Source organism: Catenibacterium sp. RTP21428st1_D7_RTP21428_210409 (assembly GCF_040227455.1).
Taxonomy (GTDB): Bacteria; Bacillota_I; Bacilli_A; order Erysipelotrichales; family Coprobacillaceae; genus Catenibacterium; species Catenibacterium mitsuoka_A.
In genome coordinates, this window is the sequence record NZ_JBEHVX010000003.1 from 58,616 (window position 1) to 65,617 (window position 7,002).

The following is a 7,002-nucleotide window of genomic DNA, read 5'->3' on the forward strand; positions in this document are numbered from 1 at the left end:
GAATACATTATCACAGGTTAATGGTGAAGGAACATGGTATAAGGTGACTAATGGACAGTTAGATTGGAACTATACAGGATTAGTTAAGTATTACAGTACATGGTACTACATTCAAAATGGTATTCTTGACTGGAATTACAGTGGTTCAGTAAATTATAATGGTAAAACATACACTGTAAAGAACGGTAGAGTTCTATAACTATAAAATACACTAAAATAAAAGACAGTATGCTTTAGATTGCATACTGCCTTTTTGTTTACTTTATATTATCGAATAAATTTGTAGAATAAACACCTTCATCAATTAACTTCTTAAATGATTCCTTTACAACAGGTGCATCTTCTTTATATGTTACACCAAACCATGAATCCTGTACTTCTAATACCTTAACACTTAATTTGTTTTCTCTTAGAAGTTCACCAATATAGATAGGTAATAAGTATTCATCCTTAAGTGGATCTTGGATGTTTTCAAAGAATTCTACAAAACCTTCTTTTAAAGTATTTACGAATTCAGGAGTTAATCCCCAGAAGTTCATAGATACATTTACGTTAGGATCAATTTCTTTATCTCCTACACGTGCACCAGTAGAAGTCTTTTCAATATTCTTAGTTTCTTCTACATCTGTTAAGTATCCTTCTTCATTCACTGCACAGATACCTCTTGTTACACCACCATTATCACTTAAAGTATTCTTTAAGATAAATCCTGCCATGGCAAGATGATCTGGCTTTTCAGGTGTATAGTCTAATAAGAAATCATGAATCTGTACAAATGCTTCCTTACCATAATAGTCATCTGCATTAATAACTGCGAATGGTTCATTAATTAAACCATCACATGCAAGTACTGCCTGTCCAGTACCCCAAGGCTTAGTACGTCCTTCAGGACATTTAATACCTTCTGGTAATGCCTTTAAATCCTGAAATGCATAAGCAATTTCTACATCATACTTTTTAGCGACTTCTTCAATACGATTCCCTATAACTTCTCTAAAGTCCTCTTCAATATCCTTACGGATAATAAAGATAATTTTGTTGAAACCAGCAGCAATTGCATCATGGATTGAATAATCCATAATAATTTCACCATTAGGTCCAACTGGTTCTAACTGCTTGATTCCTCCACCAAAACGTGAACCAATACCAGCAGCCATAATTACTAAAGCTGTATTCATAATAATCCTCCGTCAAACATGATAACTATATTATACAACGAAAGTTATGTAATAGATATGTAATTAAAAAAACTCAGGATAATTCCTGAGTTATATTAGATAGTGAAGTCTACACAAGCTCTTACTTCAGCATTTTCCTTTGCGATTTTCGCAACAGCTAAATGTCTAGGATCATTTGCATAGCTTGACAAATCTTCCATATTATCAAATTCCATAACTAATGAAACATCATATGTTTCATTAGGGTTTTCATTTCTTCCAACATGTAAAGAACGGATACCATCAATCTGTCCTACAAGTCCCTTTAATCCTTCTACAAACTGATTCTGTAGATCTTCTGTACTTTCTTTAAATTTCCATACAACAACGTGCTGAATCATTTATTAGTCCTCCTTCATTAATTTATTCACTATAGGCATAAGTTCCATCTGTGTAATTGTTTCAATAAGCCCTGCATCTACGACTTTAGTGATTGCAGGATCCATTGGTAAACGACATACAGTAGAAATATTAAACTTCTTCGCAATTTCATCTATATGACTCTCACCAAATAAATAATGTTTATTTCCACAATCAGGACAGATATAGTAACTCATATTCTCAACAAGACCTAGAATAGGAATATTCATCATTTGTGCCATATTCACTGATTTCTCTACAACCATGCTGACAAGTTCCTGTGGTGAAGACACCGTAATAATACCATCTACAGGAAGAGATTGGAAGACTGTAAGAGGAACATCTCCAGTTCCTGGAGGCATATCGACAAATAAATAATCTAATTCACCCCAATAGACATCAGTCCAGAATTGAGTCACTGTATTAGATATTAAGCTTCCTCTCCATACAACAGGATCAGTAGGATTATCCAACATTAAGTTTAAAGAAACAATCTTAATACCTGTACGTGTTTCGGCAGGAATAATACCCTTATCATTTCCATAAAGTTTCTCAGTTAGACCAAAAGCCTGAGGGATAGAAGGTCCTGTAATATCCGCATCTAGAATACCTACATTATACCCAATACGGTTCATCATAACTGCAAGTAGTGATGTCATTAAACTTTTACCTACACCACCCTTACCACTTGTGACTGCAATAACATGTTTAATATGGGAATTCTTATTTAAATCTTTATGAAGATCTTTATTAAAATACTTATCATATTCACCCATTTTATTCACCTCATGTATTATTATACATGAAATTAAATAAAAATGCTGATTAACGAATTGAATAACCAGCATACATGGTGATGGCAAATAAGATTAACACACAAATAATCTTAGATACTGCCCAAGCAATTTCGTATCTCATTGTTCCGTCTCCTTTTATATACTTAGTTTAGAATAATAAGAGATATACAAATATCATCATAAGGAGAAGAATAAATGAATATTAAGTAAAAAAAACTAGAGAAATGAATCTCTAGCTTACAATCAATGAGTGGCAGATAGAAGTATAGTTCCTATAATCATAACAGCAACTAATTTTGAACCTAACCAGTATAAATTGTACTTCATATCCATCACCCTTTCTTTTACTACACTCAGTATAGTAAAGAAAGGGTTAAGAAGAAATCACACTCACATTAAGTGTTCGTAAGTATTACTTTAAGAAACGTTTGATCCACTTCATTTTATCATCAGTGAGTGGATAATATCTAAATGGTAAATCAATACGTGTACTCTTATGTAATACAGAACGACGATGAGAGAATGTCTCAAAAGTAAACTTACCATGATAATAACCAATACCACTTGCACCTACACCACCAAATGGGAGTGTATTAGTCGCAAAATGACTCACTGTATCATTAATACATGCATCACCAAAGCTACATAACTCTAAAAACTTATTGGCATGATATGAATCATTAGAGAATAAATAGAGGGCAAGAGGCTTATCATGACTATTAATATATTGAATCGCTTCTTCAATTCTATTGTATTCTACGAGTGGAAGAATAGGTCCAAAGATTTCTTCTTCCATTAAAGGATTATCAAAATCTACATCATTCACAATAGTAGGTGTAATCTTTAAATGTTCTTCATCCACTTCTCCACCAATAAGAATATCCTGATTCTCCAAGAGCTTCTTTAAACGATCAAATTGTTCTTTATTGATGATCTTACATAAGTTTTCACTTTCTAATGGATGTTCACCAAAGAATTTCTTAATATATTCAGAAGCATAATCAATAAAGGCTGCTTTCATACTATCCTTAATTAATATATAATCAGGCGCAATACAAGTTTGACCAGCATTCAAGAACTTACCAAATATAATACGTTTTGCTGCAATCTCCATAGGAATCATATCAGTTAAAATAGCAGGAGACTTACCACCTAATTCTAATGTGACAGGTGTTAATGTTTCTGCCGCCTTCATATAGATTTCTCTACCCGCTTTCTTACCACCAGTAAAGAAAATATAATCAAAAGGTAAATCAACAAGTTCCTTAGAAACCTCTAAACCACCCTCAGCACAATAGGCATGTCCTTTATCAAAACATGTATCAATGAGCTGCGCTACAATAGCGGAAGTATGTGGTGTCTGTTCACTTGGTTTCACTATTGCACAGTTACCTGCTGCAATAGTACCAATAAGTGGTTCTATCGCAAGTAGGAATGGATAGTTCCAAGGTGAAATAATAAGTGTTACACCATAAGGTTCATAAATCGTATAAGAACGAGAAAAGAACTGATGAAGAGGTGTTTTTACCTTTTCCTTCTTTACCCATTTCTTAATATTCTTTAATGTATATGTACAGGCTTCAAGAGTAAGTCCTATTTCTGTCATATAGGATTCTCCTCTAGATTTACCTAAATCTTTCTCTAAAGCATCTTCTATTAAGTCCATATGGTCTTTAATCCATAGCTTAACACGTTTTATTGCATCTATTCTTAAACTTACATCTCTAGTCATTAATGTGTCATAATACGTTTTTTGGTCATTAAAAATCTTTTCTAAATCCATATCTATCACTTCCTTCTTTAGTATTCTAGTACCTTTCACATTCTAATACAACAGACGAATATAATTCACATAATTCAAAAAAATATACTAGATATAATACATGAATTCAATGTGAATAAGATAAGAAATTTATGTGGAAATAAGTTGTCATATAACCAAATCAAGTACAAGGTCTTTTGTTTGTATTGATTTCTTTCAATAAATCTAAATAATTTCATTTTTGAAAGCGACATCTTGTTCATGTAGTATAATGAATGTAGAGGTTCACTTTCAAAACTTTAAAAATATTCAACTTTTGAAAGTGAACCTCTCTATGAAATATTCACTCCTATCTCTTATAATGTGAGGACTTACAACCCTATCATTGACAAGGTTGTAGAAATTTGTTAAAGTTTTAAAGTAAAAGCAATGAACAGAAGAGACTAAAGTGAATGCATAGAGAACTTATGGCTGGTGTAAATAAGTGTGAAGCTTTAGAAAGATGGTCTGGGAGCTGTTATCTCTAATAGGGATAACCGTAACTCGCGTTAAGAGATTGAGTGACACGTAAGTGTAAAAAAGGTGGTACCGCGATAATTTCGTCCTTTATTAAGGACGTTTTTTTATTTTTAGGAGGAAAAATATGAAAGATCCAAAAGATTTCTATTTAACAACCGCAATTACTTATACTTCAGGTAAACCACATATTGGTAATACTTATGAAATCGTATTAAGTGATGCAATCTGCCGTGCTAAGAGACAGCAGGGCTATAATGTACGTTTTCAGACTGGTACAGATGAACACGGACAGAAAATCGAATTAAAGGCTAAAGAAGCTGGAATTGAACCAAAGGAATATGTAGATAAGGTTGCTGCAGAAGTAAAACGTATCTGGGATATGATGGATGTTACTTATGATAAGTTCATTCGTACTACTGATGAATATCATGTAAAACAGGTACAGAAGATTTTTAAGAAGTTACATGACAAAGGTGATATCTATCTAGGTCATTATGAAGGTAAATACTGTACTGCATGTGAATCATTCTTTACAGAATCTCAGTTAGTAGATGGTAAATGTCCTGACTGTGGTGGAGAAGTGCATGATGCTAAAGAAGAAGCATACTTCTTTAAATTATCTAAATATCAGGATCGTTTAATGCAGTATTATAATGATCATCCAGAATTTATTCAGCCAGAATCAAGAAAGAATGAAATGGTCAATAACTTCTTAAAACCAGGTTTACAGGATTTATGTGTATCAAGAACATCATTTACTTGGTCAATCCCTGTAGATTTCGATCCAAAGCATGTTGTATATGTATGGATTGATGCATTAGTTAACTATATTACTGGTTTGGGTTATGATTTAGATGGTCATAGTGATCCATTATTTGATAGATATTGGCCTGCAGATGTACATGTTATTGGTAAGGATATCGTAAGATTCCATACTATCTATTGGCCAATTATCTTAATGGCATTAGATCTACCTTTACCAAAACAGGTATTTGGTCATCCTTGGTTATTAATGGGTGATTCTAAGATGTCTAAACATTTAGGTAACGTTATTTATGCAGATGACTTAGTAGACCTATTTGGTGTAGATGCTGTAAGATACTACTTATTACATGAAATTCCATATGATAACGATGGTTCAATTACTTGGGACTTATTAGTAGAACGTATTAATAGTGATCTTGCTAATATCTTAGGTAACTTAGTAAACAGAACAATCGCTATGTGTAATAAATACTTTGATGGTGTTGTCACTAATACAAATGTATGTGAACCAGTAGATGATGAATTAAAATCAATCGCACTCGCAATGCTAAGAAAGACTATTAAGTTAGAAAATGAATTCAAGCTTGCTAAGGCATTGGATGAAATCTATGTATTATTAAGACGTACTAATAAATATATTGATGATACTATGCCTTGGGCTCTTGCTAAGGATGAAACTAAGAAAGATCGTCTTGCTACAGTACTTTATAACTTAGTAGAAGCTATCAGATTCTCAGCTATCGCATTAGAACCATTTATTCCTGGTACATCTAAGAAGATCTTAGATATGATCAATACAGATGAAAGAGATATGATGAAGTTAGATACTTTTGGTTCATATAAATCAGGTACTAAAGTAACTGATCACCCAGAAGTATTATTCGCAAGATTAGATCCTAAAGAAGTAGCTAAACAGGTAGAAAAGTTAACTCCTGCTAAGCCAGTTGTTCCAGAAAAGAAGGATGAAACACCTGAAATCACTATTGATGATTTTGCTAAGGTAGAATTAGTTGTTGGTGAAGTAAAGAAATGTGAAAAGCATCCTAAAGCAGATCGTCTTCTTGTATCACAGATTGATATTGGTGGAGAAGTAAGACAGATTGTTTCAGGTATCGCAGATAGCTATTCACCAGAAGATATGCCTGGTAAGAAGGTAATTGTTGTAAAGAACTTAAAACCAGCTAAATTAAGAGGTGTAGAATCTCAGGGTATGATTCTTGCAGGTGGCACTAAGAAATCTATTAAAGTATTAGAAACAGATTTACCAGCAGGTACAAAAATCAGCTAACATGAAAAGAGTGAACTTTTTGGTTCACTCTTTTAACATGTCTAATTGTGTAATATAGCTATCAATGATTTTAAATGCGTCTTCTTTACTTAACGATCTTTCTTCTAGTATATATTGATAATAGTCATTAAAGGCCATTACAAGACTTGCTTCATGAAGCTGTATTGTTTTGATAGTGCCACTGGCTGATACAATTTGGAAATAGAGTGTATTCATGTTCATGATTTCCTCCATTTCCCCGCGCCTTCGTTGCGCGGACACAAATATATAACCAAACTCAAATCCACCAAAACT

At 33.0% G+C, this 7,002-nt stretch carries 7 protein-coding genes and 1 other annotated feature; of the genes, 2 read left to right on the top strand and 5 right to left on the bottom strand.

The annotated features are described in order from the left end of the window. Nucleotides 1–199: hypothetical protein (locus ABUA27_RS01100; RefSeq protein ID WP_217107349.1), on the top strand; the 199-nt coding region annotated here is incomplete at its 5' end. A 58-nt stretch (nucleotides 200–257) separates the two neighbouring features. Here ABUA27_RS01100 and ABUA27_RS01105 read toward each other — a convergent pair. The 4 genes from ABUA27_RS01105 to ABUA27_RS01120 all read right to left on the bottom strand — a co-directional run bounded on the left by ABUA27_RS01105 (nucleotide 258) and on the right by ABUA27_RS01120 (nucleotide 4,157). After that, entirely contained in the window at nucleotides 258–1,178 is a 921-nt protein-coding gene (locus tag ABUA27_RS01105) for a nucleotidyltransferase family protein (RefSeq protein ID WP_502879939.1), read from the bottom strand. Nucleotides 1,179–1,273: 95 nt separating this feature from the next. Beyond that, nucleotides 1,274–1,558 carry a Dabb family protein gene (locus ABUA27_RS01110; RefSeq protein ID WP_022425322.1) on the bottom strand — a complete coding sequence of 95 codons (285 nt, stop codon included), beginning with the start codon at nucleotides 1,556–1,558 and terminating at the stop codon, nucleotides 1,274–1,276. A 3-nt stretch (nucleotides 1,559–1,561) separates the two neighbouring features. Next, complete coding sequence (locus ABUA27_RS01115) at nucleotides 1,562–2,353, bottom strand: Mrp/NBP35 family ATP-binding protein (RefSeq protein WP_287968878.1); 792 nt, start codon at nucleotides 2,351–2,353, stop codon at nucleotides 1,562–1,564. Between the two features lie 433 nt (nucleotides 2,354–2,786). Continuing rightward, a complete protein-coding gene (locus ABUA27_RS01120) occupies nucleotides 2,787–4,157 on the bottom strand; it encodes an aldehyde dehydrogenase family protein (protein ID WP_349820063.1) in 1,371 nt (456 codons plus the stop codon). 399 nt (nucleotides 4,158–4,556) lie between these two features. Next, nucleotides 4,557–4,746 (top strand) — a binding site (T-box leader). Between the two features lie 33 nt (nucleotides 4,747–4,779). On the opposite strand from ABUA27_RS01120, the gene metG reads away from it, so the two are divergent. Further along, the gene (gene metG / locus ABUA27_RS01125; RefSeq protein ID WP_349820064.1) at nucleotides 4,780–6,708 is read left to right on the top strand and encodes a methionine--tRNA ligase; all 1,929 of its coding nucleotides are present in this window, start codon (nucleotides 4,780–4,782) and stop codon (nucleotides 6,706–6,708) included. 24 nt (nucleotides 6,709–6,732) lie between these two features. Here the strand turns inward: metG and ABUA27_RS01130 are convergent. Continuing rightward, the coding region (locus ABUA27_RS01130) for a hypothetical protein (RefSeq protein WP_349820065.1) at nucleotides 6,733–7,002 on the bottom strand (270 nt) is incomplete at its 5' end.